23 protein-coding genes are annotated in these 24,997 nt (G+C 70.0%); 12 read left to right on the top strand and 11 right to left on the bottom strand.

The annotated features are described in order from the left end of the window. Positions 1-2: 2 nt before the first annotated feature. On the bottom strand, positions 3-1,283 hold the full coding sequence (locus GAS53_RS05220; protein WP_225858750.1) for an MFS transporter: 1,281 nt from the start codon (positions 1,281-1,283) through the stop codon (positions 3-5). Position 1,284: 1 nt separating this feature from the next. After that, positions 1,285-2,046, bottom strand: a complete 762-nt coding sequence (gene fabG, locus GAS53_RS05225) for a 3-oxoacyl-ACP reductase FabG (protein ID WP_404829177.1) — start codon at positions 2,044-2,046, stop codon at positions 1,285-1,287. An 89-nt stretch (positions 2,047-2,135) separates the two neighbouring features. Between fabG and GAS53_RS05230 the strand changes: the two genes are divergently transcribed. Next, positions 2,136-3,122, top strand: coding sequence for an ArsR/SmtB family transcription factor (locus GAS53_RS05230; RefSeq protein ID WP_151476238.1), 987 nt, complete (start codon positions 2,136-2,138; stop codon positions 3,120-3,122). Positions 3,123-3,126: 4 nt separating this feature from the next. On the opposite strand, the gene GAS53_RS05235 is transcribed toward GAS53_RS05230, so the two are convergent. The 3 genes from GAS53_RS05235 to GAS53_RS05245 all read right to left on the bottom strand — a co-directional run bounded on the left by GAS53_RS05235 (position 3,127) and on the right by GAS53_RS05245 (position 5,099). Further along, positions 3,127-3,861, bottom strand: a complete 735-nt coding sequence (locus tag GAS53_RS05235) for an ankyrin repeat domain-containing protein (RefSeq protein WP_151476239.1) — start codon at positions 3,859-3,861, stop codon at positions 3,127-3,129. Between the two features lie 107 nt (positions 3,862-3,968). Next, positions 3,969-4,625 (bottom strand): DUF3105 domain-containing protein, encoded by a 657-nt coding sequence (locus GAS53_RS05240; RefSeq protein WP_151476240.1) that lies wholly within the window; start codon positions 4,623-4,625, stop codon positions 3,969-3,971. Positions 4,626-4,712: 87 nt separating this feature from the next. Beyond that, positions 4,713-5,099 carry a hypothetical protein gene (locus GAS53_RS05245; protein WP_151476241.1) on the bottom strand — a complete coding sequence of 129 codons (387 nt, stop codon included), beginning with the start codon at positions 5,097-5,099 and terminating at the stop codon, positions 4,713-4,715. 116 nt (positions 5,100-5,215) lie between these two features. Here GAS53_RS05245 and GAS53_RS05250 point away from each other — a divergent pair, with 116 nt between their 5' ends. Both GAS53_RS05250 and GAS53_RS05255 read left to right on the top strand, forming a co-directional pair. Continuing rightward, complete coding sequence (locus GAS53_RS05250; RefSeq protein ID WP_151476242.1) at positions 5,216-5,794, top strand: TetR/AcrR family transcriptional regulator; 579 nt, start codon at positions 5,216-5,218, stop codon at positions 5,792-5,794. Continuing rightward, positions 5,791-7,221 carry an MFS transporter gene (locus tag GAS53_RS05255; RefSeq protein WP_151476243.1) on the top strand — a complete coding sequence of 477 codons (1,431 nt, stop codon included), beginning with the start codon at positions 5,791-5,793 and terminating at the stop codon, positions 7,219-7,221. Before GAS53_RS05250 ends, GAS53_RS05255 begins: the two co-directional genes overlap by 4 nt. Here the strand turns inward: GAS53_RS05255 and GAS53_RS05260 are convergent. The 3 genes from GAS53_RS05260 to GAS53_RS05270 all read right to left on the bottom strand — a co-directional run bounded on the left by GAS53_RS05260 (position 7,154) and on the right by GAS53_RS05270 (position 10,669). Further along, a complete protein-coding gene (locus GAS53_RS05260; RefSeq protein WP_151476244.1) occupies positions 7,154-7,831 on the bottom strand; it encodes a hypothetical protein in 678 nt (225 codons plus the stop codon). The two genes, GAS53_RS05255 and GAS53_RS05260, sit on opposite strands and share 68 nt — an antisense overlap. A gap of 125 nt (positions 7,832-7,956) precedes the next feature. Beyond that, the gene (locus tag GAS53_RS05265) at positions 7,957-9,153 is read right to left on the bottom strand and encodes a damage-control phosphatase ARMT1 family protein (protein ID WP_225858751.1); all 1,197 of its coding nucleotides are present in this window, start codon (positions 9,151-9,153) and stop codon (positions 7,957-7,959) included. Between the two features lie 94 nt (positions 9,154-9,247). Next, positions 9,248-10,669, bottom strand: coding sequence for a S1 family peptidase (locus tag GAS53_RS05270; RefSeq protein WP_151476245.1), 1,422 nt, complete (start codon positions 10,667-10,669; stop codon positions 9,248-9,250). A gap of 221 nt (positions 10,670-10,890) precedes the next feature. Here GAS53_RS05270 and GAS53_RS05275 point away from each other — a divergent pair, with 221 nt between their 5' ends. The 3 genes from GAS53_RS05275 to GAS53_RS05285 all read left to right on the top strand — a co-directional run bounded on the left by GAS53_RS05275 (position 10,891) and on the right by GAS53_RS05285 (position 13,451). Further along, complete coding sequence (locus GAS53_RS05275) at positions 10,891-11,508, top strand: RNA polymerase sigma factor (protein WP_225858752.1); 618 nt, start codon at positions 10,891-10,893, stop codon at positions 11,506-11,508. Next, positions 11,505-12,272, top strand: a complete 768-nt coding sequence (locus GAS53_RS05280) for a hypothetical protein (protein WP_151476246.1) — start codon at positions 11,505-11,507, stop codon at positions 12,270-12,272. The genes GAS53_RS05275 and GAS53_RS05280 overlap by 4 nt, the downstream gene beginning before the upstream one ends. A 150-nt stretch (positions 12,273-12,422) precedes the next feature. Then, positions 12,423-13,451: an alpha/beta fold hydrolase gene (locus GAS53_RS05285; protein ID WP_151476247.1), complete on the top strand. Its 1,029-nt coding sequence runs from the start codon at positions 12,423-12,425 to the stop codon at positions 13,449-13,451. Positions 13,452-13,481: 30 nt separating this feature from the next. Here the strand turns inward: GAS53_RS05285 and GAS53_RS05290 are convergent, their stop codons facing one another. Both GAS53_RS05290 and GAS53_RS05295 read right to left on the bottom strand, forming a co-directional pair. After that, positions 13,482-14,165 carry a DUF899 family protein gene (locus GAS53_RS05290; protein WP_192582965.1) on the bottom strand — a complete coding sequence of 228 codons (684 nt, stop codon included), beginning with the start codon at positions 14,163-14,165 and terminating at the stop codon, positions 13,482-13,484. A 265-nt stretch (positions 14,166-14,430) separates the two neighbouring features. After that, entirely contained in the window at positions 14,431-15,228 is a 798-nt protein-coding gene (locus tag GAS53_RS05295) for a DUF899 domain-containing protein (RefSeq protein WP_151476248.1), read from the bottom strand. 155 nt (positions 15,229-15,383) lie between these two features. Between GAS53_RS05295 and GAS53_RS05300 the strand changes: the two genes are divergently transcribed. Beyond that, entirely contained in the window at positions 15,384-16,775 is a 1,392-nt protein-coding gene (locus GAS53_RS05300) for an FG-GAP repeat domain-containing protein (RefSeq protein ID WP_151476249.1), read from the top strand. Positions 16,776-16,831: 56 nt separating this feature from the next. On the opposite strand, the gene GAS53_RS05305 is transcribed toward GAS53_RS05300, so the two are convergent. Beyond that, positions 16,832-17,890, bottom strand: a complete 1,059-nt coding sequence (locus GAS53_RS05305; RefSeq protein ID WP_318721243.1) for a LacI family DNA-binding transcriptional regulator — start codon at positions 17,888-17,890, stop codon at positions 16,832-16,834. A gap of 370 nt (positions 17,891-18,260) precedes the next feature. Here GAS53_RS05305 and GAS53_RS05310 point away from each other — a divergent pair, with 370 nt between their 5' ends. From GAS53_RS05310 to GAS53_RS05330, 5 genes are all read left to right on the top strand, one after another. Next, positions 18,261-19,559 (top strand): ABC transporter substrate-binding protein, encoded by a 1,299-nt coding sequence (locus GAS53_RS05310; protein ID WP_225858753.1) that lies wholly within the window; start codon positions 18,261-18,263, stop codon positions 19,557-19,559. Between the two features lie 11 nt (positions 19,560-19,570). Continuing rightward, positions 19,571-20,635: a carbohydrate ABC transporter permease gene (locus tag GAS53_RS05315; protein ID WP_225858754.1), complete on the top strand. Its 1,065-nt coding sequence runs from the start codon at positions 19,571-19,573 to the stop codon at positions 20,633-20,635. Continuing rightward, positions 20,632-21,465 carry a carbohydrate ABC transporter permease gene (locus tag GAS53_RS05320; protein WP_151476250.1) on the top strand — a complete coding sequence of 278 codons (834 nt, stop codon included), beginning with the start codon at positions 20,632-20,634 and terminating at the stop codon, positions 21,463-21,465. The genes GAS53_RS05315 and GAS53_RS05320 overlap by 4 nt, the downstream gene beginning before the upstream one ends. A gap of 59 nt (positions 21,466-21,524) precedes the next feature. Then, the gene (locus GAS53_RS05325; RefSeq protein ID WP_151476251.1) at positions 21,525-23,159 is read left to right on the top strand and encodes a glycoside hydrolase family 13 protein; all 1,635 of its coding nucleotides are present in this window, start codon (positions 21,525-21,527) and stop codon (positions 23,157-23,159) included. Positions 23,160-23,595: 436 nt separating this feature from the next. Continuing rightward, the gene (locus tag GAS53_RS05330) at positions 23,596-24,987 is read left to right on the top strand and encodes a sulfatase-like hydrolase/transferase (RefSeq protein WP_192582966.1); all 1,392 of its coding nucleotides are present in this window, start codon (positions 23,596-23,598) and stop codon (positions 24,985-24,987) included. Positions 24,988-24,997 lie beyond the last annotated feature (10 nt).

The raw sequence follows: 24,997 nt of genomic DNA on the forward strand, positions 1-24,997 counted from the left end.
CGTCACCTGGAGACGATGCTCGTACTGACGTGGCTGCTGTCCCCGGGCGCCCCGGACGCGGGCACGGCCAGATGGCGGACGAGGGCGAGCGCGGCGAGCGACGCGACCAGCGCGCACACGCCGGGCCAGCCGAAGCAGGCATAGGCGCGGGCGCCGAGCCAGGAACCCAGACCGCCGCCGAGGTACGCGCAGGTCATATAGGCGGTGTTGAGCCGGCTGCGAACCTCGGCGCGCAACGCGTAGATCCGCACCTGGTTGGCGATCATGCCGGACTGCATGCCGACGTCGAGCAGCAGCGTGCCCAGCACCAAAGCCGTCAGCCCCGGCGCACCGCCGAGGCCCCCGAACGCGAGGACGACGGCCGACACCATGACCCCGAGCAGGCAGACGAGGTTGACCGCGTCGGGTCCACGGCGGTCCACCTGGCGTCCCGCGGCCGGCGCGCAGACCATGGTCCCCGCGTTGACCAGGGCCAGCACCCCGACCGCTTGGGCACTCATGCCGTACGTCGAACTCGTCAGCAGGAGTGCGACGTTGGCCCAGACGGCCGAGAAACCGGCGAACACCGCGGCCTGGCAGAAGCAGGAGCGGCGCAGCTCGGGCTCGGTGCGCAACAGACGTAGCGACTCGGCGAGAAGTGCCGGATAACGCTGCGGCGAGGGCGAGGGCGAGGGCGAGGGCGAGGACGGGGACGAGGTCGAGGTCGGGGGCGTCCTCGGAAGCGCGCGGGCGAGGAGCACCGCGACGATCAGGGAGAGCACCCCGGCCAGCAGGTACGGGGCCCGCCAGCCGAGCCACTCGCCGACGGTTCCGCCCAGGGCCCGGGACAGCAGCATGCCCGCGATGGCCCCGCTCAGCAGCGTGCCGCCGACCACCCCTCGGCGGTCGGCGGCCACCAGCCCGGCCGCCATCGGGCCGGCGAGGGGAGCGACCACGGTCGCCATGCCGACGAACGCGCTCGCGCCGACGAGGGGCACAAGCGTCGGCGCGGCGCTCGCGGCGAGCAGGCCCACTCCGGTCAGGCCGAGCAGCGTGACGATCAGCGGGCGATATGCGAACCGGTCGCCGAGCGGCACCAGCAGGAAGATCCCAGCCGCATAACCGAATTGGGCAGCGGTCACGACCGAGGCGGCCGAGTCCGGCGACACGTGCAGGCCGTCGGCGATCAACGGGCCGACCGCCTGCGGGAAGTAGACGTTGCCCACGGCCACCCCGCAGGCGAGGGCGAGCAGCGGGATCACCCGGGAGCCCGCCTTCGCCTGCGTCGGGCATTTCCGGGCCACGTCACCCCACCGGTCCGCCGGCCACGTAGACGACCTGGCCGGAGACGAACCCCGCGTCGGGGCTCACCAGGAACGACGCGGTGTGGGCGATGTCCTCGGGGCGACCGACCCGGCCGACCGGAATGGACCCCGCCGCGTTCCGCTGGAACTCGTCGAAGCCGAGGCCGAGCCGCCGGGCGGACGCCCTGGTCATGTCGCTCACCACGAAGCCCGGCGCGATGGCGTTGACCGTGACGCCACGCGGCCCCAGTTCGAGGGCGAGCGTCTTGGTGAAGCCGAGCAGACCGGCCTTCGCGCTGGCATAGCCGACGCGACCGGCGTCACCGACCGCGGAGATGCTGGAGACGTTGACGATGCGCCCCCACCCGGCGTCGGTCATGTGCCGGGCGACGGCCCTGGTGGCGAAGAACGCCCCGTACAGATTGACGCCCAGGACCGCGTCCCACTGCTCCGTCGTCATGTCGACAATATCGGCACTGCGGGCGAACCCGGCGTTGTTGACCAGGACCGTCGGCGGCCCCAGCTCGGTGGCGATCCGGGCGACGGCGGCAGTCGTGGCCGCCTCGTCGGCGACGTCGGCGGCCACCGCCAGCGCCGACCCGCCGCCCGCCGTGATGGCGTCCACGGTGCCGACGCAGTCCGCCTCGCTCAGGTCGATGACTCCGACGGCGAGACCGTCCCGGGCCAGCCGCTTGGCCACCGCGGCGCCGATACCCCGTGCCGCACCCGTGACGATCGCAGTACGCTGCCGATCGATGTGAATCTCCGTACGCTGCCCACCGATGTCGTCTGTCATGTGCCGAAGTCCACGGCATACGGGCGCCGTTGCCAAAGGATGTAGCCCCCCGCTTAATGATCAGCTTCCTGCTCGATGTCGAGGACCTCGCCGACACCCGGTTCGCGATCTCTCCGCTGCGCGAGATCATGGGCAGCCTGCGGGCCCTGCGCGACCCCGGCCTCTACCCGCTGCACATCCCGTGGCGCAGATCCGTACTGGGCAGGCTCGACCCTGCCGACACCCGGCTGCTGATGTCCCTGGTGGGGGAGAGCCGTGCCCTTCCCGACTTCCTGACACCACGGCCGACGACCTTCGCGCCCACCCTCGACGAGCAGTTGGCCGCCGTGCGCACCACCCCGCCCGACCTCGTGCGCCGCGACCTGCTGGCGACCCACGCGCCGGGTCCGCTGCCCGACGTCCTGCACGCGGCCGTCGTTCCCGCCGACAAGCCCGTCCTGCGGTTTCTGGACACGCTGTGCGAACTCCTGCGCCGTTACTGGGAGGTGGCCCTGAGCCCGGCCTGGCCGCAGATGCGGCTCGTGCTGGAAGCCGACATCACCTACCGCGCACGGCAGTTGGCCACAGGGGGCGCGCGCCTGCTGTTCTCCGACATGCACCCGAACCTGCGCTGGCGGGACGGGGAGCTGCGCATCGACAAGATGATCGGCAGGCACACCGTCGCCGCGTCCGGCCAGGGACTGAGACTGGTGCCGTCCCTGTTCGCGTACAAGCCCGCGCCTCCGCTCAGCGCGGCGGAACCGCCGATGCTGGCCTATCCCAGCCGGGGCACCGCGACCCTGTGGACCCAGACTCCGACGCCCGAGGCCTCGGCGCTCACCTCGCTGCTCGGCGCGCCCCGGGCGACCCTGCTCCACCTGCTCGCCGAGCCGCTGCCGACGGTCGAGATCGCCCGCCGCCTCGACGTCACCCCGAGCGCCGTGTCGCAGCATCTGCGCGTGCTGCACGGCACGGGCCTGGTCACCCGGGCCCGCGACGGACGGCATGTGCTGTACCGCCGCAGCCCGCTCGGCGACCGACTCGTCGACCAGCCACCGTCGTGACCGGTCACGGCAGTTCGGCGCGGCTCTTCGCCCCGCGTTCCCGCAGCCACCGCACCACTCCGTCCGCGTCGGCGGTCCTGGCGATGTCGAGCGGGGTCTTGTCGTCGTAGCCGATCCAGTCGAGATCGGCGCCGTGTGCCAGGAGGTAGTCGGCGGTGGCCAGTTGGCCCCCGTGGCAGGCACCCCAGAACGCCCGGGTGACGGCGTCGTGGTCCGGCGGTTCGGGTCTCTCGACGAAGTCCTTCACCCGGTCCAGCAGGCCGAGTGTCGCCGCGTCCGGCAGCGTCGTACGCGCGCCCAGCTCGACCAGGCGGTACGCCGCCCGCCACTGGCCGAAGGCGCGGGCGTCGGCGAGCGGTGTGCCGCCGCCGATCACGGCACCGGGCGCCTCGATGTCGGCGCCCGCCTCGACGAGAGCGTCCAGCACGGGGACGTCGTTGCTGCTGGCCGCCCAGTGCAGCGGTGTCTCCGCGTGTGAGCCCTCGAAGCGGGCGTTGGGGTCGGCGCCTGCCGCCACGAGCGTGGCGACGACCGCGGGACCGTTGGGGAAGTGGCCCGGCCAGTCGGCGGCGATGTGCAGCAGGCTGCGCGTGCCGGCTCCGGGGCCCCGCCGCACGATCCGTGCGTCGGCCAGGCCGGGGTGTTCGGCGAGGCACTGCCGGAGCGCCGGCAGGTCACCGCCGCGGATCGCCTCGGTCGCCGCGACCGCGAGGGCATCCTGTGAGTCGAGCGTCTCCATCTCACGCCTCCTGCTCGGCATCGGAACGAACGATGCGCCTGGGGTGAGCCTGCCAGAGATCGAGGTCCGGGGGCGCCGGGCTCCCGGAAGAGCCCGGCGCCACCGCGTCAGGAGCCGTCGACGCCGTTGGTGCAGGCAGCGCCCGGCTCAGGCGTCTGCGCGCCCTGCACATACTTCGTGAGGAACTGCTGGACCCGCGGATCGGACGCCTTCTCCACGGTCAGCTGCTTGCCCCAGGCCGACAGCATGATGGCCCCGGCCTGGTCCTCGACCGGGCTCATCAGGGTGTAGGGGGTCTTGGAGACCTTGCCGGCGAGGGTCTTCACATCGGCGTCCGCCGCCTTGTCGTTGTACGTCACCCAGACCGCGCCGTGCTCCAGCGAGTGCACCGCGTTCTCGTTCGGTATCGCCTTCGTGTAGACCGAGCCGTCGCAGGTCATCCACGCTTGGCTGTGGTCGCCGCCGACCGGCGGGTTCATCGGGTACGACACGGCCTTCGTGACATGGTTCTGGGTCAGCTTCTTCGCGTTCCAGGACTTCTCGCCCTTGACGGGCTTCTTCGCGGCCGCCTGCTGCTGCTCGTCCTTGTCGTTGGCGCTGTCCAGGTAGTACGCGCCGAAGCCGACCAGTCCGGCGACGATGACGGTGCTGATCGTGATGGTCAGGATGCGGATTCTGCGCTCGCGGGCCCGCTCGGCGCGGCGCATCTCCTCGATGCGTGCCTTGCGCGCCGTGGAGGCCGCCTTCTTGCTGGTCTTGCTCATGGGAATGCGTTCCTTGTCCCCGCCGCGCCGGATCGTTCGGGCGGCGGTGAGTGCGGGGTCGGACGGACGTCTCGTACGGACGCCGGCCTAGATCCGCTGCACCTGGAGGACATGGAGATCGGGAGCGCCACGGGCGGGCGGCAGGACGCGGATGTGCGCATACGCGACAGGCCGCGCCGCGGCCGGCATACGCGGCAGCACCGCGGGCAGCGGCTGCGCACCCACGGGCAGTACGGCCCGCGCCTCGCGGGTGGGCATGCCGCAGCAATGGTCGTGTTCGGCGGGGGAGCCCAGCCGCTCCTGGGCGACGGAGACGGTGACCACGGGAGCGGCGGACCGCTCTCCTCGGTCGGGCGGCGCCAGGTACCCCAGACACATCACCAGCGTCGCGAACAGCACGGCCAGGGCAGGGCACAGCGTCGCGCCCCGTCCCCATGGGGCGCGACGCCCGTGCTGCTGCGTCCGGCTGCTCATCACCGGTGATGTTATGCGGTGCCTGTGACAGCGCTTCGAGGACCCCGGGGATCAACGAGAGGCGCAGGCCCATGCATTGGTAGACACTGTCTACTCGCCACTGGTAGACAGTGTCTATGAGTGAACAGGAGGCGGGACTCCGATCCCGTCTGGTGGCCGTCGGCGTGGACCTGGTGACCCAGGAGGGGGCGCAGGCACTGTCGTTGCGGGAGATCGCCCGCAGGGCCGGCGTCTCGCACGGCGCCCCGCGCCGATACTTCCCGACCCACCTGGAGTTGCTGTCGGCGATCGCGCGGGAGGGCTTCGCCGAGCTGGGTGCCGAGGTCGCCGAGGAACTGAGCGGCGGCGAGGAGAGCCCACGCGCCCGACTCGCGGCGCTGGCACGGATCTACGTCGGCTTCGCACTGTCCCACCGCGGTATGTACCAGCTGATGTTCCGTCACGACCTGCTGGAGAGCAACAGCCTGGGCCTGCGCGAGACCAGCCTCCCGCTCTTCAACTCCCTTGTGGAGCTGGTGAGTCGGGTACGCCCGGACGTGCGGGCACCCGAAGTCGCGGGCGCGCTCTGGGCGAACCTGCACGGCATCGCACAGCTGTGGGGCTGGGGCAGCCTCCAGCTCGCCACAGGAGTCGACGGCGTCGAACCCCTCGTGCAGGCCGCCCTGGACGCGCACCTCGGGCCGGAACCCCGGTGAACCCGACACGCCACCAGCGCCTCACCCTCGCCGCCGGCGTCACGGGGGCCGCGGTCGTCGCCCTCGACGGGACCGTGCTGACCGTCGCGCAGCCCACGCTTCAGCGCGACCTCGACGCCTCGTTCGGCCAGGTCCAGTGGACCAGCACGGGCTATCTCATCGCCGTCGCGAGCCTGCTCGTCTTCGCCGGCCGCCTCGGTGACCGATACGGGCACCGGCGGGTCTTCGCCGTGGGAGTGCTCGGCTTCGCCGTCACCTCGGCGGCCATCGGCCTGGCCTCCGGGATCGGCTGGGTCATCGGTCTGCGTGTCGCGCAGGGCGTCTTCGGCGCGTTGCTGCAACCGGCCACCCTGGGGATGCTGCGCGCCGCGTATCCGCCCGACCGGCTCGGCATGCCGATCGCCTTGCGCACCAGTGCCATTGGCGCGGCCGCCGCGCTCGGCCCGCTCATCGGCGGTGCGCTGGTCGCCCACTTCGGCTGGCGGTCGGTGTTCTTCCTGAGCGTGGGCCCGGCGCTCGTGGCGGGCGCGCTGGCTCTCGTCGTACGCGTACCGGTCGCCGGCGTATCGGCGAGCGGTACGGCCGTACGCCTCGGCCTGCCCGGCGCCGGTCTCCTGGCCGTGACCCTGATGTGCCTGGTCCACACCCTCGTCGGACTGCCGGAATCCGGCTGGACGACTGCCACCGGGCTCGGATTCCTGGGCACGGCGGTCGTTTGCGCCGCCTTCGTCCGTAACGAGCGGCGTACGACAGGGCCGCTGATCCCGCCCGACGTGTTCCGCTCGACCGCGGTCACCTCGGCGCTCGGTGTGCTGGTGACGGTGTCGGCGGCGATGTTCGGCGCGCTGTTCCTCGGCACGTACTACCTCCAGGACGTCCTCGCCCTGGACCCGCTACGGAGCAGTCTGCACGCGCTGCCGCTCGCCGTGATGATGGTGGCCGGTGCACCGGTCTCCGCCGTACTGCTCCGGAGGTACGGCCCCCGGCGAACGACCGTGACGGGCATGCTCCTTGTCGCCCTCGCCACCCTTCTGATGTCCCGCCTCGACCGGGCGTCGGGCTCCCTGGTGATCGGCGGCTGCTTCGTGCTGCTGGGCGCCGGGTTCGTCTCCGTGATGGTCACCGCGACGGCGGTCGTCGTGCGCGAGGCGTCCGTGGCGTCGGCGGGCGTCTCCGGCGGACTCCAGCAGACCGCGATGAACGTCGGTCCGGCCCTCGGAGTGGCCGTGGCCGCGACGGTCGTCGAGACCGCCGCGGCCTTCAGCTCCGCGATGGGCTTCGCGCTGGTCGTGCTTGCGGCCGTGGCCGCGCTCGGCGCGGTGCTGGGCGCCGGGCTGCCGACCCGCGCATGCGCTACTCCTACGCGTAGAACGGCCCCGGCGTGCTCCAGGTGGTCGTCCCGAAGACATTCGCGTCATCGATGCTGATGTTGACGTTGGTGACCTTGAGCCCGTACTGGGTCGCGGTCATGCCGGCCGGGCAATTCACTTCCACGGGAGGGAAGTTGACGTAGAAGTGCGGCCCGTACTCGCCGCCGTAGTTCCGGTGCGCGGACAGGATGTAGTTGCTGTCCGGCTCGTAGTACGTCGAGCCCAGGCGCTGCTGCTGGGTGCGCACGACGAAGCTCGTGCCATGGTCGAAACTGCCGTCAGGGCGAAGGCATCCGAAGGTGCGCGCGGTGTCGGCGTGGGCCTGGAAGTAGCCGCCGGTGCTGTTGAGACCGGCCAGATATCCGGGCTGGTTGCGGACGTTGTGCAGGATGACGCCGAGTTTGAAGCCCCCGCAGCCCGCCGTCGGGTCGTAGTCGTGGTAGATGAGCTGGCACTTGCGGTCGCCGAAGTAAGCGGTCGGATCCGGGTTGTAGGGCTGCGGCACCACAGCCCCGTAGAACTTCACGGTCGCCGAGATGCCGCCCTCGGCGGCCGCCGGGATCTCCACGGTGGTCGTGGCGTGGGCGGCGCCCGGGCCGGTCAGGACGAGGACGAACCCGGCGAGTAACGCGCCGATCAGCCGCGCCGGATGTCTCAGCACACGCATGCTCCCCATACGAAACTTCCCCCCTGTGCATGTCATGCACATTCACGTGAACGGTGACCAGCGCACGCTATCGGCACCAGCGCCTCACGAGGGGACAAACGGCCCAGTCCTCACAACCGGAACGGTCAGACCCTGGCCTGGATCAGGGCATGCGTCCCGCTCGTACGCCAGGTCTCCGCGCCCGCGTCCAGCTCCTCCACGGTCCTCGGTGCCAGTCCCGTCACGACGTCCGACTTGAGCGTCCGCAGGGCCGCCACCGGGCCCGGGAAGTACGCGACGACCTCGGCGAAGGGCGTGGTGGCCGGCCAGTGGCGGTCGCCCACCAGGCGGCGGTAGTTGAGGTCGCCCTTCATGACGGTGAGCGTGGCCGACGCGAAGTCCTCCCGCAGATCGGCCGGCATCAGCGCGTAGGGGTGCGGAGCGCAGGAGAACGGGTGGGTACGCAGGATCAGCCGGCCGGCGCTGACGGCCTGCCGCAGCCGCTCGCCGGTCTCCGCCGCGCGTCCGGACGCCCCGGTCATGCGGTCGAGACAGGCGAGGACGTCCGTGGTGGTGGCGTCGGAGACGTAGTACGGATACGGCTTGAGGTGCAGGACGACGGAGGCCGCCCGGCGCGTCGTGAGCAGGTGATCCGCGAGGACGAGGTCGGGGAGCAGTTCGGGGCCGGCGTTGTCCGCGACGAGGCAGACCTTGCCTGGGTCATGGGCGTCGAGAGTCTCCCAGAGCGCGGGGGAGTCGTCGACGACGAGTCCTGTCACACGTTCGCCCAACCCCTCGGCGCCCGCGGACAGTTGGAAGCCCAGATCGGCCCGGTTGCCCCAGAGCGAGGAGAGCAGGAGGGTGAGGTCCTGCTCCACCACCGGGAGTTCGGGCAGGCGGTCGAGCGCCGACAGCTCCTCGTCGACCTTGGAGTTCGTGAGCTCCGCGCTCTTGAAGGGCGCGAACGGGTCGATGCCCTGCCAAGGGCCCGGCGTGAAGTGGCGCAGGGCGGCCAGCAGTTTGCGGTAGAAGAAGCTCTCCGCCCACAGGAACGGCACGTCCGTCCAGCGCTGCCCGTAGTAGGGCTCGTCCTGCCATCGGCCGGCACCCGGTTCGCCGTCGTCCAGCCGCTCGATGGCTCCTTTGGTGATCTCCTCAACGAGGGCGTCCAGCGCACGCTGCTGCTCGGGGGGATACGGCGTGGCCCGTCGCACGCGCTCGATGAGGGCGGGATGCCGCTCGTCCAGCACGCTCCGGGCGAAGGAGCCGGGGGTGCTGACGATGACGGGGGCACGGTCGTGGGCTTCGGAGGTCTCACCGGGGCTGGGGCTGGGGCACATCATTCCCCCAGTAAACCGTCCCAGGTCCCTCAGCAGCCGCGCGACCGTATGGAACGCACACGATCGAACCGTAGTTCGCGGCAGTAGGCGTCAGCCGTCAGCCCCAGCTCTGCGAGTACTCGTTGCGGTAGCGCCTGCGCCCTCGCTCCGAGCGGATCTTGAGGGCCACCAGGGCGACCAGGCTGCCCGCGATGAGGAACAGGCCGGGGCCGACGTTCCGGATGTCCGCGACCCGCTCCAGCGCGGAGGCCACGCTGCCGGTCTGACCCTCGGGCACGGAGTCCACCGGTCCCGAGGCACCCGGCAGGACCGCTCCACCGGGGGCGGTCGAGGATGTGCCGGGAGGTACCGCCGCGCCCGCGCCGTTGTCGGTGTTTCCGTTGCTTCCGGTGTTCCCGGAAGAGGGCGTCGCCTGACCGGCCGACCCGGGATCGCTCGCCAGCTTCACCCCGAGCGAGTCCAGCGCCTTGGTGACCGGCTGGAAGAACGTCGTACCGCCGCTGTCGCAGTCCCCGTTGCCGCCCGAGGTGACGCCCAGGGCCAGGCCGTCGGCGAACATCGGGCCGCCGCTGTCGCCCGGTTCGGCGCACACCGTGGTCTCGATGAGCCCGGTGACCGTGCCCTGCGGGTAGTTCACCGTGGCGTTCATTCCGGTCACCTCGCCGGACTGGAGCCCGGTCGTGCTGCCGCTGCGGAAGACCTTCTGCCCGACGGACGGATCGGCCGCCCCCGTGATCCGTACGCCCTGGCCGTCGCCGACGGCCACGATGTCGGCTCCGCTGAGCAGGGTGCCGGGGCTGTACTGCACGAGCGAGAAGTCACCGCCGGGGAACGATCCGTTGACGGTCGACCCGACCAGCTGGTTTCCCTGCTGGTCCGAGAACCATGTCGTGCCCGTCGGGCCGCAGTGTCCGGCCGTCAGAATGAAGTTAGCCTGCCCGTTGGTCACGTTGAAGCCCGCCGAACACCGGCCGCTGCCGCCGAAGAGCGGGGCGGCGCCGTTCAGCCGCGGGGTGAACGTTCCCTCGGTCCGCTCCATGCGCACGGACTTGCCGATGCTCTCGGCGACCTCGGTCAGTCGGTCCCACTCGGCGGCGGAGACGGTGCTGTCGGCGCGCACCACCACCTGGTTGGACGCGTAGTCCATCGCCCAGGAGGTACCGGCCACCTTCGGCGCGTCCTTCAAGGCGTCGGTGGCCGAGCGGAGATCCCGCATGGTGTAGCGCACGGACTTCGGGACGGCACCCGCGCTGCGTACGTCGGCGGCCGCCTTCTCGTCGGTGACCGCGACGACCGGGCGCCCCTCGGCGTCGATCCAGCTGCCCGCCGTACGCGACGTGCCCAGTTCGGAGACCAGCTCCCGCCCCGTCTCGGCGGCCCGGGTCTCGGCGTTCGGGGCCTTCGGTTCGCCCGACGTCTCGCTCGCCACGGCATGCGAGACCATCAGCCCTCCGCACACCAGCCCGCCGATGGCGGCGAATCGTGCGATCCGCTGAACGTTCCGTCGTGCATGCCTCATCCACGGCTCCCGTGCGACTGTCCTGACACAGCGTCACTTCTGCGAGCGCTCACGCGAGGTGAGCGCCCTCCTTCAGTACGTGCCGCCGCTCGGTCCGGTTCACCGGACCCGCACGCTCTTCCGAGTCGGCCAGAACCTGCCTGTAATCCGGACCGCCCCGCCGGACATAGGGAGGCGCGACGGGCAGTCGGCAAGACTGCGGGGGATGAAGGGAGACGGGTGTGCCGGGAGACGGAGACCCATCCGAGGAGACGAACGAAGCGAGGCTCAGAGCCTTGTTCGAGGCGCACTACCGGCAGGTGCTGAGGTTCGCCGAACGACGGGCGGACGACGGGGAGATGGCCAAGGACGTCGCGGCCGAGACCTTCGTCGTCGCCTGGCGGCGCCTGGACAAGGTCCCGAGCGGGCCGGAGGAGTCGCTGCCCTGGCTGTACGGCGTGGCGCGCAACGTCCTGGCCAACGAGCAGCGCGGCAGGCGGCGCGGCGGCAGGCTGAGCGCCCGCCTCCGGCGTACGACATCGGTGGCGCCGACCGCTCCCGACCATGCCGAGGGAGTGGTCACCGGAATCCACCTGCGCGAGGCCCTCGCCACCCTGTCGGCCCGCGACCGGGAGACGCTGCAACTCATCGGCTGGGACGGCCTCGACGCACAGCAGGCGGCACGCGTCGTCGGCTGCTCGACTCGGGCCTTCGCCGTACGGCTGCACCGGGCGCGCCGCCGGCTGGAGAGCGCGCTGGCACACACGGAGAACGAGGAGCAGCACGGGACGCTCGGCGAACTGGAGCGTGAGCTGGGGGAGTTGGGCGCCGGAGTACGGCTGAAGGGGAGGCGGACATGAGGGCGCGTGAGGATACGACGGAGACGGAGGCCCGGGTGCGTCAACTGATGGGCCCCGCCGACCCGTTGGACGACCGGGTCGAAGAGGGCGAGGCGGACCGGGACGTCCTGGCGCGGGTTCTCGCCACGGATCCGCGCCCGCGGAAGGGGCGCAAGCCCGCGTACCGGCCGCGCCGTCGTCGCGGCTGGGTGGTCGCTGTCACCGCTCTCACGGCCCTGACGGGGGCGGGACTCGCCGCGGAGGCGACGGGGATCATCCCCGACGATGTCATCTGGGGGCTGAACCGCGCCGGCCATGGCCTCGGCGCCGAGGGCCTGGAGGCCGACACCGACAACGCCCGCAAACTGTTCGAGGGCAAGGCACCGAACGGTGACCGGCTCGAGTACTGGCAGGCCCCCAACCCGTCCGGCGGCGAGTGCACGTACCTGCGCGTCATTGAAAGCGAGGGAGGCAAAGCCAACAGCGAGTCGAGCTGCGGCCGGGGCGGTGAATACGCCGATACGCCCGAGGTCTGGGCCGAGACCAACATGAACGCCTTGGACGACTGGACCGCGCTCTACGGCAAGGTGCCCGACTCGGCGGTCAGCGTCCGGGTGACCTTCGAGGACGGCGGGGTCGAGGGGCCGATCAAAGCCGACGCGCACCACTACTTCCTGACCTTCCTGCCCCTCCACGACCGGAGCAACTGGGACTGGGCGGCGTACAAGGTGGAGGCACTGGATGCGAACGGCCGGGTCGTCGCGGTCGAGCACGCCTACCGCTGACCTCTGAGGGGGCACGCCTGGCCTCTGAGGGGGCGCGCCCACGGGCGTGCCCCCTCAGCGAGCTGTTGCCGAAACAGCAACTTCGCTCGATACCACCGCGGACGCGTCGCGATGATCGGGTTTAGTGGAAGCCCCGCCCAAGGAGGACATATGACGCAGCCCGCCAGTCCGTTCACACCGGCGGACGCCCGGCATCGAATGGTCGACGTTCCCGATGGCCGTATCCACCTGGTGGAGCAGGGCACCGGGCCTCTTGTCCTGCTGGTCCACGGCTTTCCCGAACTCTGGTACTCGTGGCGCCACCAGCTTCCCGCGCTCGCCGCGGCCGGCTACCGCGCGGTCGCCGTCGACGTTCGCGGGTACGGACGTTCCTCGACACCCCACGCCGTGGACGCGTACCGCATGCGGACGCATGTCGAGGACAACGTCGCGGTCGTGCGCGCCCTCGGCGAGGAGACCGCCGTGATCGTCGGCCACGACTGGGGCTCGACCATCGCCGCCGACTCCGCCCTGCTCGAGCCCGACGTCTTCTCCGCCGTGGGGCTGCTCGGCGTGCCGTACTCGCCGCGGGGCGGCATCCGGCCGACCGACGCCTTCGCCATGATCGGCGGGGACGAGGAGTTCTATGTCCGCCACTTCCAGGAGCCGGGCCGGGCGGAGGCGGAGATCGAGCGGGATGTACGGGGATGGCTGACGGGGTTCTACGCCACGCTGTCGGGCGACACGATGCCGCCGTCGGGAGAGAGCAGCGTCTTCTTCGTTCCGGCGGGCGGCAGGCTCTCCGACCGGTTCGTGAAGGACAGGCCGTCCTGGCTCACGGACCAGGAACTCGACTTCTACGTCGGCGAGTTCGAGCGCACGGGACTCACGGGAGCACTCAACCGCTACCGCAATGTCGACCGCGACTGGGAGGACCTCGCCGAGTGGGACGGAGCCCCGATCACCCAGCCGTCACTCTTCGTCGCGGGCGAACTCGACGCGTCCATCGCCTGGTTGGCGGACGCGATCAAGGCGTTCCCCACCACACTCCCGGGCCTGGTCTCCTCGCACCTGATCGCGGACTGCGGCCACTGGGTACAGCAGGAACGCCCCGACGAGGTCAACCGGCTGCTGACCACCTGGCTGGAAACCCTCAACGAGCCGACGCCACAAGGCCGGTCTTCGCGGCGGCGACGCTGATGGACAGCCGCGCGACGACCTCGTCGGGGGTCAGTAGTCGAGGCTCGGGTACCAGTCGCCGCGGCCCTGCGGGGTCAGGTCGAGGAGGTGCCAGACGGGGGCCAGGAGGTCGATGCCGCGCTCATCGATGTCATCGGCCATGCGTGGGTGGGCGGAGTAGGCATGGCGGATCGTGCCGGCGCCGTCGCGGGTGAAGACGGAGACGGTGGAGTCCTGTTCGCCTTCCTTGTCCTCGCTGCCCAGGTCGTACTTGAACGTGCTGTCGCCGCAGCTCAGGAGCCGTAGCCGGTGCCAGCCGCGGTTGCGGGCGTGCTGCCGCAGGGTGGGTGTGTCGGCGGCCGCGGCGATGGCGAAGTCGGCGTTGCGTGCAATGTGGTGGGCGATGCCGTTGAAACCGTCGATCCAAAGGGTGCACATCGGGCAGGGGTCGGTCTGCAGCTTGCCGTACATGAAGTGATAGACGATCAGCGGGCGGTCCGGGGCGGTGAACAGCTCACTCAAAGCGACCTCGTGGACCGGTGCGTCGCCGGCGTCGAGGTCGGCGGGGCCCTCGATGAAGACGTAGTCGTCAACGGGTGGTCCCTGAGGGAGCGCCCGTCGCTGGGCCGCGACCTTCTCGCGGTGGCGCATGAGGTCGATCTCGGCCAGGCGCAGCTCTTCGCGAGCATCGAGATAGTCCGCCGACTCGCCGGCCAGTCTGGTCTGCCGCACCATCGCGTCCTCCTGGGGTGGCCGTCCTCCGGTCCCCGGTCCGGTTCACGAGCTCCCCGCTCCTGCGTTCCCGAACCGGTCCTTCGAGTCTATGGCGACTCCGCGGTCACCGACAGTTGAGCCGAAGTCCGGCTCTGTGCTGAGCCTCGAGTGGGCTGAGGAAGGTCGAGTGGGCCGAGGAAGGTACGGAATGTTGCCGTCGTCCCGCCCGCTGGGCTGCGACGGGTGAGCGCTGCACCGGCGCCGACCGTGAGCGGGGCGAGGGTCGTCAGGCGTCGTATTCGTCGGGGAGGCGCAGGGCGGGGCCGCCGACCTGCAGGCCGAGGGGAACCGCTCGGCCCTTCGGCTCCTCCCACGCCTCCTGGCGGCCGAGCGCGGTGAGGTCGAGGTGCGGGTAGCCGTTGTGGAACTCCTCGATGCCACGGCCGAACGTGGAGTAGGTGTGGAACACCTCGTCCCCGACGCGCAGGAACGCGCTGATGCCCGGCCAGTCGCCGCGCATGCTCTCCGACCACGGCATCCCGGCCTCGGCCAGCTCGGCCTCGGTGCGGTGGAAGATCTGCACCGGCGCGATCCGGTCGTCGACGGTCGCGTGGAAGTCGTAGTTGAAGTCGCTTCCGTACGAGGAGTACCAGGGGAAGGTCCAGCCCATCCGCTCGCGGAACCCGGCGAGCTTCTCGTACGGCGCCCGGGTCACCGCGACCAGAGTCGTGTTGCGGACATGCAGCTGCCGCAGGTTGCCGATCTGGTCGGCTGCGGAGGAGCAGCTGGAGCAGCCCGTGTCGCAGGGGTGCTCGACGCCGTCGGCATCGATGTCGAAGATCCACATGAAGTGGTGCATGACCAGCTGGGGCCGCCCCTCGAACAGGTCGAGCAGGCCCACCGTCCCGTTCGGGCCGTCGAAGGTGTACGGCTTGTCGACGCGCACCATCGGCAGCCGCCGCCGCTCGGCGTTGACCCGGTCGCGCGCCCGGGTGAGCTCCTTCTCCTTGGCCAGCAGCTCCTTGCGGGCGGCGAGCCACTCCTCGCGCGACACCACCTCGGGCAGGTTCGCCATCATCGTCATCTCGATCCTCCCAGCTGTTCTCGTCTTGGCGTCAGACGAAGCAGACCACCACTCCAGCTTGCCCCGGCTCAGGCCCTTTTGTGTGGACGCACTCAGGTGGAACGTAGGCTGTGCCGCCACGGTCCGGGGCTTTGGGTGAGCAAGGAGTGGGGAACGTGAACGGGACACGGAACGTGGTCAAGGCCGGTGTGGCGGTCGCCGTGTGCGTGCTCTTGGTTCTCGCCGCCGTGGCGTTACGCCCCGTGATCGGGTACGACTCTCCCTACTCCTCGCCGGCCCCTGCGCCCCCACCTCCGATGGACCTGGACCCGGTGACCACACCGTCGGCGTCCGCCCCCGTGCCGCGCGGCAGCGGCAGCCGGGCCACCGACGACGTGAACGGGGACGATTACCCGGACCTGGTCTTCGCGGCGCCTGCCATCGGGGCGCCGAGTACCGACCCGGACGGCAAGCAGCCCGTCTACCTCGGCGTGGTCTACGGCTCCGCGCGGGGACTCGACCCGACCACCCGCACCGTCATCAAGCCCGACGACACCCGACTTCCCCCGCACCTGACCCCGGGAGGAGTCCCCACCGCCGACCTCGACGGCGACGGCTACGCGGACATCCTGGCCGGCGGGCACGTCGTCTGGGGCGGCCCCGCCGGTCCACGCGACGGGGTGCCTGCCGCCGAACTGGGAGGCGTGCCGGGCGACTTCGACGGGGACGGTCGGCAGGATCTCGCCGTGACCGAGGCCGTAGGAAAGGAATTCGCCGAGACTTATCAACTCCGTGTGCTGTATGGGCCATTCACCCGCGAGGGGAAGCCGCGCCGCATGGGTGCGGCCCGCCCGAGCCCCGTAGCCGAGGCCGGGCTCGGCTATGAGGACGCCGACTTCTCCCTTACCGTGGGTGACGCGGACGGCGACCGTGCCACCGATCTCGTCGCCTCCGCTCACGGGGACGACGAGCAGGAACCGGCCGTGCTGCTGCACGGTGGGGACGGGCCGGGTGGATTCGCGGCGCGGGCACCTTATCTGCGGGCCGGTAGCGCAGTGGCGTTCGGTGACTTCGACGGCGACGGCAAGGGCGACCTCGCCATCGGCGACAACGGCACCCGCAACGGGGAGCCGGGAGCCGACGCCCAGGACCCCACGGTCCACGACACCGTCACCGTCTACTACGGCGGCAACCGCCCGGACAAGCGCCTCAAGCCCGGCGCGACGGGCGAATACGCCACGGAAGACCTCGACAGCGACGGTCGCGACGAGCTGCTGATCTCCTTCGGGGGCGGCGTAAAGATCCTGCGCGGGAACGCCGACGGGCTGACGACGGACGGGTCCGCCACCCTGCGCCGCGCCGGCGCCGGCAAGGAGGTGCCCGCCTCCGAACGACCGGCCCACTTCACGGCTGTGCGGGACTTCGACCGGGACGGGCGCGCCGAGGTCGTGTTCAGCTGGTCCCCTTACGGCGATCGGGGAGGCAGCACGGGACCGTCACGGTGGTGGGTACTCGAAGGCGGCACCGACAAGGTCGCGGCCTTCACGGACGCGAAGTTCTTCGACTGAGACGACAGCCGCTTCGGCGCCACATCTGGCGCTCCGGAGACGTTGCCGCGGCCAGGTCACAGCGCACCCGCTGACTCGCGTTCGCCCTGCGGGGCGGGTGGCGGGGCTGTGGTTCCTCGTGGGATCAGGTGGGTGGGCAGGACGACATGCCGACCGGGGTCCGCCTCGGAGTCGTTGATGAGTTCCAGGGCCAGTTCGGCGGCGATGCGGCCCATGTCGGAGGGGGACTGGGCCACGGTGGACAGGTCGAGCCATTCGGCCATCAGCTGGTCGTCGAAGCCGAGGACGGAGATCCGTTCGGGCACGTCGATCTGTACGGTGCGCAGGGTCGCGATGATGGAGGCGGCGAGTTCGTCCTGCTCGGCGAAGATCGCTGTGGGTGGTTCGCGCAGGCTCAGCAGGTTGCCGACCGCCTGCGTGGTGCCGCGCTTGTCGCGGGGCGGCGTGGTGACGACCAGGTCGTCGTCCAGGGGGATGCCCGCATCGGTGAGCGCCTGTCGGTAGCCGAGGAGGCGATCGCGTGAGCTGAAGCTGAAACCGCGGGCGTTGACAGTGTGCGCGAAGGCGATCCGGCGGTGTCCGAGGTTGATCAGGTGGCGGGTGGCCCTGCAGGCACCGGCGACGTCGTCGACGTAGACGCTGGGGCGGCCCTCGACGTGCTGGCTGATGTAGATGACCGGCATGCCCAGCTCGTCGAGGCGGGCGGTCTCTTCCTTGTTGAGGTCGAAGCAGAACACCAGCAGCGCGTCCGCGTTGCGCCGGGCGGGGAGTCGCTCGAAGAACGCGGCCCGCTCGGCCAGATCCGGCACCACGTAGACGGTCATCTCCATGCCCGCGCCACGCAGCAGCGGGCCCAGGCTGGACAGCGCCGCTCCCATGAACCACGAGTCGAGCGTGGGCACGAGCACCGCCATGACGCCGGTCCTGCCGGTGACCAGGCTCGACGCCTGCCGCGAGATCGCGAAGTTCAGCTCACGGGCAGCTTGCTCGACCCGGGCACGGACCTCGGGTGAGACCGATGACAGGCCGCGCATGGTGCGCGAGACAGTGGACGGGGAGACGCCCGCCCGTTCGGCGACGTCGGCCAACGTGGGGTGCCGCTGAGCTGGTGACATGAGCGGAAGTTAACACAGATTGAGCCCTCAGTGGGACCGGTCGTGACAGCGCTGTCACGACCAACTGTGAGGACTGAATGCCTGTTACATCCCTTATCGGGATGGCGCCCATCGCCTAAATCATCAGTGCTACCGGGAAGTTACGCATTGACTTCCGCTGAGTGCACTCTTACGGTGCAAGCGTTGTCTCAGTGGAGTCGAAGCCGTCGCCGTGAAGCCATCCTTCATGGCTTTGACCTGCTCTTTGGATCTTCAGAGCGCCATGACAGCACAGTCTCGTACCAGAGTCATCCCAGAGTCATCTCGGTAGCTGCTCCCTACAGGGCGACCACGCCGAGACTTCGGTTCCTCCGCACGTCCAGGAGAGACAGTGAACGCCAGAATCCCCAGAGCCCTTCCGTGCTCGGCCGTGCTCGTCGCCGCCGGGCTCGTCCTGACCGCCTGCGGTTCCTCCGATGACAGCAGTTCGTCGGGGGAGTCGAAGAGCCCGTCGTTCTCGGGCCGCGGCCCGATCACGTATGCGGCCGCCAAGGACAGCTCCGGCGTCGTCCAGAAGGTGATCGACAGCTGGAACAAGCAGCATCCCAAGGAGAAGGTCACCTTCGTCCAGCTGCCGGCTGACGTGAACCAGCAGCGCCAGCAGATGATCCAGAACGCCGAGACGAAGTCCGACGCCTACACGGTGCTTTCCCTGGACGTCGTGTGGACCTCGGAGTTCGCCGCCCACCAGTGGATCGACCAACTGCCCGCCGCGCAGTTCCCGCTGGACAAGATGCTCAAGCCGACCGTGGAGACGGGCAAGTACCGCGACAATCTGTACGCGGTCCCGCAGGCCTCCGACGGCGGCGTCCTGTACTACCGCTCCGACCTGCTGAAGAAGGCCGGCGTCAGCGCCGCGCCGACGACGTGGGCGCAGATGCAGGCCGCCTGTACCAAGGTGAAGAAGCTGCCCGAGGCCAAGGACATGGACTGTTATGCCGGCCAGTTCCAGAAGTACGAGGGCCTCACGGTCAACTTCGCCGAGGCCGTGAACTCCGCCGGCGGCGTCATCACCAACGCCGACGGCAAACCGAACGTCGACACACCCGAGGCGAAAAAGGGCCTGGACTTCCTCGTCGACTCCTTCAAGGACGGCACCATCCCCAAGGAAGCCATCACCTACCAGGAGGAGGAAGGCCGTCAGGCGTTCCAGTCCGGCAAGCTGGTCTTCCTGCGCAACTGGCCGTACGTGTACTCGCTGGCAGAGAAGAGCAAGGTGGCGGGCAAGTTCGCGGCCGCGCCGCTGCCCGGTCTGACCGGGGCCGGCTCCTCCAGCCTGGGCGGCCACAACGTGGCCCTGTCCTCCTTCGCCAAGAACAAGGCCACGGCGCTGGACTTCATGAAGTTCTTCACCAACGAGGCCAGCGCGACCACGTTCCTCAAGGACGCCTCGCTCGCCCCGCCGTACGAGGCCCTCTATGACGACCAGGCGCTGGTCAAGCAGTACCCGTACCTGCCGGTGCTGAAGAAGTCGATCCTGAACGCCGTGCCCCGCCCCCGGGTGGTCCAGTACGGCGACGCGTCCTCCGCGATCCAGCAGGAGGCGTACGCGGCCCTGAACGGTGACAAGAGCAGCGCGCAGGCGCTGAAGGACCTGCAGAGCGAGCTGCAGAAGTCCGCCGCACAGTGAGGAGGAAAGCCGTGGTCGACACCAAGATCCCACCCGGTACCGCCGCGGACGGCCCCACCGGCACGGCGGGCGGCGGCGGAGCGGCCCCCGCACCGGTGAAGGCAAGCAAGCGGGCCTGGGCGACCGCGGCTTCGGGGCGGACGGCGGCACTGCTCGTGTCGCCGACGCTCCTGGTCCTCACCGTCGTCGTCCTCTACCCGACGATCATGGCGTTCAAGGAGTCGCTGTACGGGGCCAAGGGGCTGGATCCGGAGACCGGTTTCATCAGCGATACAGAGCCGTTCGTCGGGCTGCAGAACTACGCCGACATCTTCGGCGAGGCCGGCGACCGGTTCTGGAACGCCTTTTGGAACACCACCTTCTTCACCGTCACCACGGTGGGCCTGGAGACCCTGATCGGCGTGGCCATGGCGCTGATCATGCACAGGGCGTTCAGCGGCCGGGCCCTGATCCGCGCCAGCATCCTCATCCCCTGGGCCGTGCCCACGGCCATCTCCGGCCTGCTGTGGCGGTGGATCTTCAACAGCGACGGCATCGCCAACGCCCTGATCGGCAACCAGGTCCTGTGGACCACCGAGGGTTTCCACGCCAAGGTCGCCGTCATCATCGCCGAGGTGTGGAAGACGTCCCCCTTCATCGGACTGCTGGTCCTGGCCGGCCTCCAGGTCATCCCGAAGGAGGTCTACGAGGCGGCCCGGCTCGACGGGGCCGGCCCGCTCGCCCAGTTCTGGCGGATCACCCTGCCGCTGGTGAAACCCGCCCTGCTGGTCGCGGTGCTCTTCCGCTGCCTCGACGCGCTGCGGATGTTCGACCTGCCCTACCTCCTCATCGGCGCACAGAAGAACTCGGTGGAAACCCTGTCCATGCTCGCGCAGAACGAGGCGTCCAACGTCCGCTTCGGACCGGCCGCCGCCTACGCGGTGCTCCTCTTCCTCTACGTCTTCCTCATCGCGCTGGGCTTCGTCCGGCTGCTGGGCGCAGACCTCGTCGGTGACGTGGGCGGCCCGGCCAGGCCCAAGGGCAAGAGCAGGCTCCGGCGCGGCTCGATTCGGAACAGTGCGGAGGTGTCGGCATGACCGCGTCCGTGAAATGGCGAACATGGCTGCTCTACTTGGGCGTTGCCGCGGTGGTGGCCTACTGCCTGGCCCCCTTCTACTGGATGCTGGTCTCCAGCCTGCGCCGCAGCTCCGACATCTTCGACACCTCTCTGCTGCCCACCTCGGTGTCGTTCGAGAACTACCGGGCGGTCTTCAGCCCCTCCCAGGGATTCGGCCGTGCCCTGCTCAACAGCCTGATCGTCTCCGGCACCACGACCGTCCTGGCACTGCTGCTGGCCACGTTCACCGCCTACGCCATGGCCCGACTGCAGTTCCGGTTCAAGCGGCTGATCCTCACCCTGATCATCGCCACCTCGATGTTCCCGGTGGTCTCGATCGTGGTGCCGCTGCTGAAGCTGTTCACCGACATCGGCTGGATCAACACCTACCAGGCGATGATCGTGCCGAGCATGTCGTTCGTGCTGCCGCTGGCGGTGTGGAACCTGACCACGTTCTTCAAGCAGATGCCCGACGAGCTCGAAGAGGCCGCGATGATCGACGGCTGCACTCGGGGCCAGGCGTTCCGCAAGGTCATCATTCCGCTCGCCGCGCCGGGCATCTTCACCACGGCGATCATCTGCTTCATCGCCGCCTGGAACGAGTTCCTCATCGCCCTGTCGATGACGAACCGGCCCAGCATCCAGACCGCGCCGGTCGCCATCTCCAAGTTCGCCGGGGCCACCCAGTTCGACGTCCCGTTCGGCAGCCAGATGGCAGCGGGCGTCCTGGTCACCGTCCCCCTGGTGATCATGGTGCTCCTCTTCCAGCGCCGCATCGTCGCCGGACTCACCGCGGGCGCGGCCAAGTAGCCGTCCCTTCTTGCGGCCGGTTCCCCCACAGTCCCCTTCTCAAAGGATCCTTCAGCACCATGTCCCCCACCACGCCCTGGTGGCGCAGCGCCGTCATCTACCAGGTCTACATCCGAAGCTTCGCCGACGGGAACGGCGACGGCGTCGGCGACATCGCCGGCATCCGCTCCCGCCTGCCCTACCTCAAGTCGCTCGGCGTGGACGCCCTGTGGATCAACCCCTGGTACAAGTCCCCGATGGCGGACGGCGGCTACGACGTGGCCGACTTCCGCGCCATTGACCCGCTGTTCGGCACGGTCGCCGACGCCGAGCAGCTCATCGAGGAAGCACACGAGCACGGGATCCGCGTCATCCCCGACATCGTGCCCAATCACACCTCGGACCAGCACGCCTGGTTCCAGGCGGCGCTGGCCGCAGGGCCCGGCAGCCCGGAACGCGAGCGGTACGTCTTCCGTCCCGGCCGCGGCCCCGACGGCGCCGAGCCGCCCAACAACTGGGTCTCCTGCTTCGGCGGCCCGGCCTGGACGCGCCTGCCCGACGGCGAGTGGTACCTCCACCTGTACGCCCCCGAACAGCCCGACCTCAACTGGCAACACCCCGACGTCCACGCCGAGTTCGAGTCCATCCTGCGGTTCTGGTTCAGCCGCGGCGTCGACGGCTTCCGCATCGACGTGGCGCACGGCCTCGTCAAGGACCCCGAACTGCCCGACCTGACGCCCGAGTCGGCGGGCGAGAAGGCCCGGGAGTATGTCGAGCACCCGCACTGGGACCGCGACGAGGTCCACGACATCTACCGCGCCTGGCGCAAGGTCGCCGACGAGTTCGACGGCGACCGGGCCTTCGTCGCCGAAGCCTGGGCCGACACCCCCGAACGCCTCGCCGCCTACGTCCGTCCCGGCGGCCTGCACACCGCGTTCAACTTCGACTTCCTCATGGCCAGCTGGGACGCCAAGGACCTCCGCACGGTCATCGACGACTCCCTCGCCATGCTCAGCGGCGTGGGCGCACCGGCCACCTGGGTGCTGTCGAACCACGACGTCATGCGCCACACCAGCCGCTACGCCCGCCAGACCGTCGCACGGTGGGTGCCCAACGAGCGTTACCAGCCCGAAGGCCCCGTCGACCTGGAACTCGGCACCCGCCGTGCACGCGCCGCGGCCCTGCTGATGCTCGCTCTCCCCGGCGGCGCCTACATCTACCAGGGCGACGAACTCGGCCTGCCCGAAGTGGAGGACCTGCCCGAGTCCGTCCTCCAGGATCCCATCTGGGACCGCTCAGGCCACACCGACCGAGGCCGCGACGGCTGCCGCGTCCCGATCCCCTGGTCCGGACAGACCGCACCCTTCGGCTTCAGCACCGACGATGAGGCTGCCGCCCCCTGGCTGCCACAGCCCGCCAACTGGAGCGAGCGCAGTGTGGAGGCACAGACCGGCGACGAGACCTCGATGCTGGAGCTGTACCGCACGGCCCTGCGCCTACGCCGCGACGACCCCGCCCTCGGCGACGGCAGCATGACCTGGCTCGATGCCCCCGCAGGAGTCCTCGCCTTCCTCCGCGACCCAGGCTTCGCCTGCGTCGTCAACCTCTCCACCCAGGCACAGCGGCTGCCCGAGCACACCTCGATCCTGCTGGCCAGCGGTTCCATGGAGAACGGACTGCTGGCACCCGATCAGGCGGTCTGGCTCAAGGTATAGCGGCTCGCTCCAGGGTGTAACGGCCCCTCAAACAGCCAGGGTCTGTCCGGTGTCACTCCCCGCTGGCCGGACAGGCCCTGGCCATCGTTGGCGAGGCCGACGGACCGGTCGCTCAAGGATGGTTGGCAGACGCGGCGTCGATGCGTGAGGCGAGGTCGCGCGCGCATTCCTCGCCGCCGACCAGCTCCGCCGCGCGCCTGCCCGCCGGACCACCTCAAGGTCGCCGACGACGGCTTTGAAGCAGCTGCGACTGCCGTAGCCGCAGGACGTTCGGACGCTCTTCGGCGAGTTGCGCGCAGAACGGTGTGTCGACGGCTTCGACTGAAGGGACCACGCTCAGCGGTTGGGCCCGGGATCGCGAGCCCAACCGCGTCGCTCAGCAAGAACCCGCTTCGACTTCGACTTCGGCTTCGACATCGGCAGAGGACCGCACACCATGACATCCGACTCACCCGCCTACGCCCCCGCCGACTCCGACCGCGTCACCCGGCGTCCGAACGTCCTCGTCTTCTTCACCGATCAACAGCGCTGGGACACCACCGGGCTGCACGGAAACCCGCTCGGGCTGACCCCCGTCCTGGACGGCCTCGCCGAGGACGGGGTGATCGTCGACCGCTCCTTCACCTGCCAGCCTGTCTGCGCGCCCTCGCGCGCCAGTCTGCAGACAGGGCAGTACCCCACGACCACCGGGGTGTTCCGCAACGGCCTCTCCCTGCCCCGGGAGGCCCCCACAATGGCTCGCACCTTCCGGGACGCCGGGAACGCCACCGGTTACATCGGCAAGTGGCATCTCGCCGGCGACCACACGGCGGGCCCGGTGCCGGAGAAGGACCGGGCCGGGTACGAGTACTGGCTCGCCGCCAACCTGCTGGAGTTCACCTCGGACGCGTACGAGACCACGCTGTACGACAATGACGGCGCCCCGCACCGCTTCGGCGGTTACCGGGCCGATGCGCTCGGCGCCGCCGCGATCGACTTCATCGGCCGTGACCGGGGCGAGGAACTGGACCAGGAGCGCCCCTTCTTCCTCTTCCTGTCGTTCCTGGAGCCGCACCACCAGAACTCCCGCGACGACTACCCCGCGCCGACCGGTTACAGCGAGCGGTACGCGGACCCCTGGGTGCCCTCGGACCTCTCCGCGCTCGGCGGCGGCAACTGGGCGGAGCATCTGCCGGGCTATTACGGCATGGTGCGCCGCCTGGACGAGGTACTCGGCCGGATCGTCAACGTCCTTGGAGAAAGAGGGGAGTTGGACAACACGATCATCCTCTTCACGTCCGACCACGGCTGTCACTTCAAGACCCGCAACGACGAGTACAAACGCAGCGTCCACGACGCTTCCCTCCGGGTTCCCACCGTGTTGCGAGGAGCTGGGCTGCGCGGCGGCGTACGGGTGCCGGAGCCGGTGAGCCATGTCGACCTGCCACCCACGTTGCTGGACGCCGCGGGCATCGAGGTGCCGGACTTCATGCAGGGCCGCTCCCTGCTGCCGCTGCTGCGCGGCGAGGACGCCCACTGGCCGCAGGACGTACTCGTCCAGATCAGCGAGTCGGAAGTGGGTCGGGCGCTGCGCACCGACCGCTGGAAGTACGGCGTCACGGCGCCCGGCGCGGACGCCTGGAACGACGCGCGCGCCGAGACGTACGAGGACGCCTACCTCTACGACCTGGAATCCGACCCCGACGAACTGACCAACCTCGTCGACGACCCCGCTCACGCGAGCCTTCGTCAGGAGCTGCGGGAGCGGCTCACCCAGCGCATCGTCGCCTCCGGCGAACCGCAGCCCACGATCACGGCCAAGAAGCCGGCCGCTGCGGAACAGTCGTGAGCGGCGCGTC

This window comes from Streptomyces albicerus, assembly GCF_008905045.1.
GTDB lineage: Bacteria > Actinomycetota > Actinomycetes > Streptomycetales > Streptomycetaceae > Streptomyces > Streptomyces albicerus.

Coding starts and splice junctions, on each gene's coding strand:
- GAS53_RS05330 (WP_192582966.1), top strand. CDS start 23,596: ATGACATCCGACTCACCCGCCTACGCCCCCGCCGACTCCGACCGCGTC.
- GAS53_RS05320 (WP_151476250.1), top strand. CDS start 20,632: ATGACCGCGTCCGTGAAATGGCGAACATGGCTGCTCTACTTGGGCGTT.
- GAS53_RS05265 (WP_225858751.1), bottom strand. CDS start 9,153: ATGATGTGCCCCAGCCCCAGCCCCGGTGAGACCTCCGAAGCCCACGAC.
- GAS53_RS05280 (WP_151476246.1), top strand. CDS start 11,505: ATGAGGGCGCGTGAGGATACGACGGAGACGGAGGCCCGGGTGCGTCAA.
- GAS53_RS05250 (WP_151476242.1), top strand. CDS start 5,216: ATGAGTGAACAGGAGGCGGGACTCCGATCCCGTCTGGTGGCCGTCGGC.
- GAS53_RS05290 (WP_192582965.1), bottom strand. CDS start 14,165: ATGGTGCGGCAGACCAGACTGGCCGGCGAGTCGGCGGACTATCTCGAT.
- GAS53_RS05230 (WP_151476238.1), top strand. CDS start 2,136: ATGATCAGCTTCCTGCTCGATGTCGAGGACCTCGCCGACACCCGGTTC.
- GAS53_RS05305 (WP_318721243.1), bottom strand. CDS start 17,890: ATGTCACCAGCTCAGCGGCACCCCACGTTGGCCGACGTCGCCGAACGG.
- GAS53_RS05285 (WP_151476247.1), top strand. CDS start 12,423: ATGACGCAGCCCGCCAGTCCGTTCACACCGGCGGACGCCCGGCATCGA.
- GAS53_RS05245 (WP_151476241.1), bottom strand. CDS start 5,099: ATGAGCAGCCGGACGCAGCAGCACGGGCGTCGCGCCCCATGGGGACGG.
- GAS53_RS05235 (WP_151476239.1), bottom strand. CDS start 3,861: ATGGAGACGCTCGACTCACAGGATGCCCTCGCGGTCGCGGCGACCGAG.
- GAS53_RS05240 (WP_151476240.1), bottom strand. CDS start 4,625: ATGAGCAAGACCAGCAAGAAGGCGGCCTCCACGGCGCGCAAGGCACGC.
- GAS53_RS05270 (WP_151476245.1), bottom strand. CDS start 10,669: ATGAGGCATGCACGACGGAACGTTCAGCGGATCGCACGATTCGCCGCC.
- GAS53_RS05295 (WP_151476248.1), bottom strand. CDS start 15,228: ATGACGATGATGGCGAACCTGCCCGAGGTGGTGTCGCGCGAGGAGTGG.
- GAS53_RS05260 (WP_151476244.1), bottom strand. CDS start 7,831: ATGCGTGTGCTGAGACATCCGGCGCGGCTGATCGGCGCGTTACTCGCC.
- GAS53_RS05325 (WP_151476251.1), top strand. CDS start 21,525: ATGTCCCCCACCACGCCCTGGTGGCGCAGCGCCGTCATCTACCAGGTC.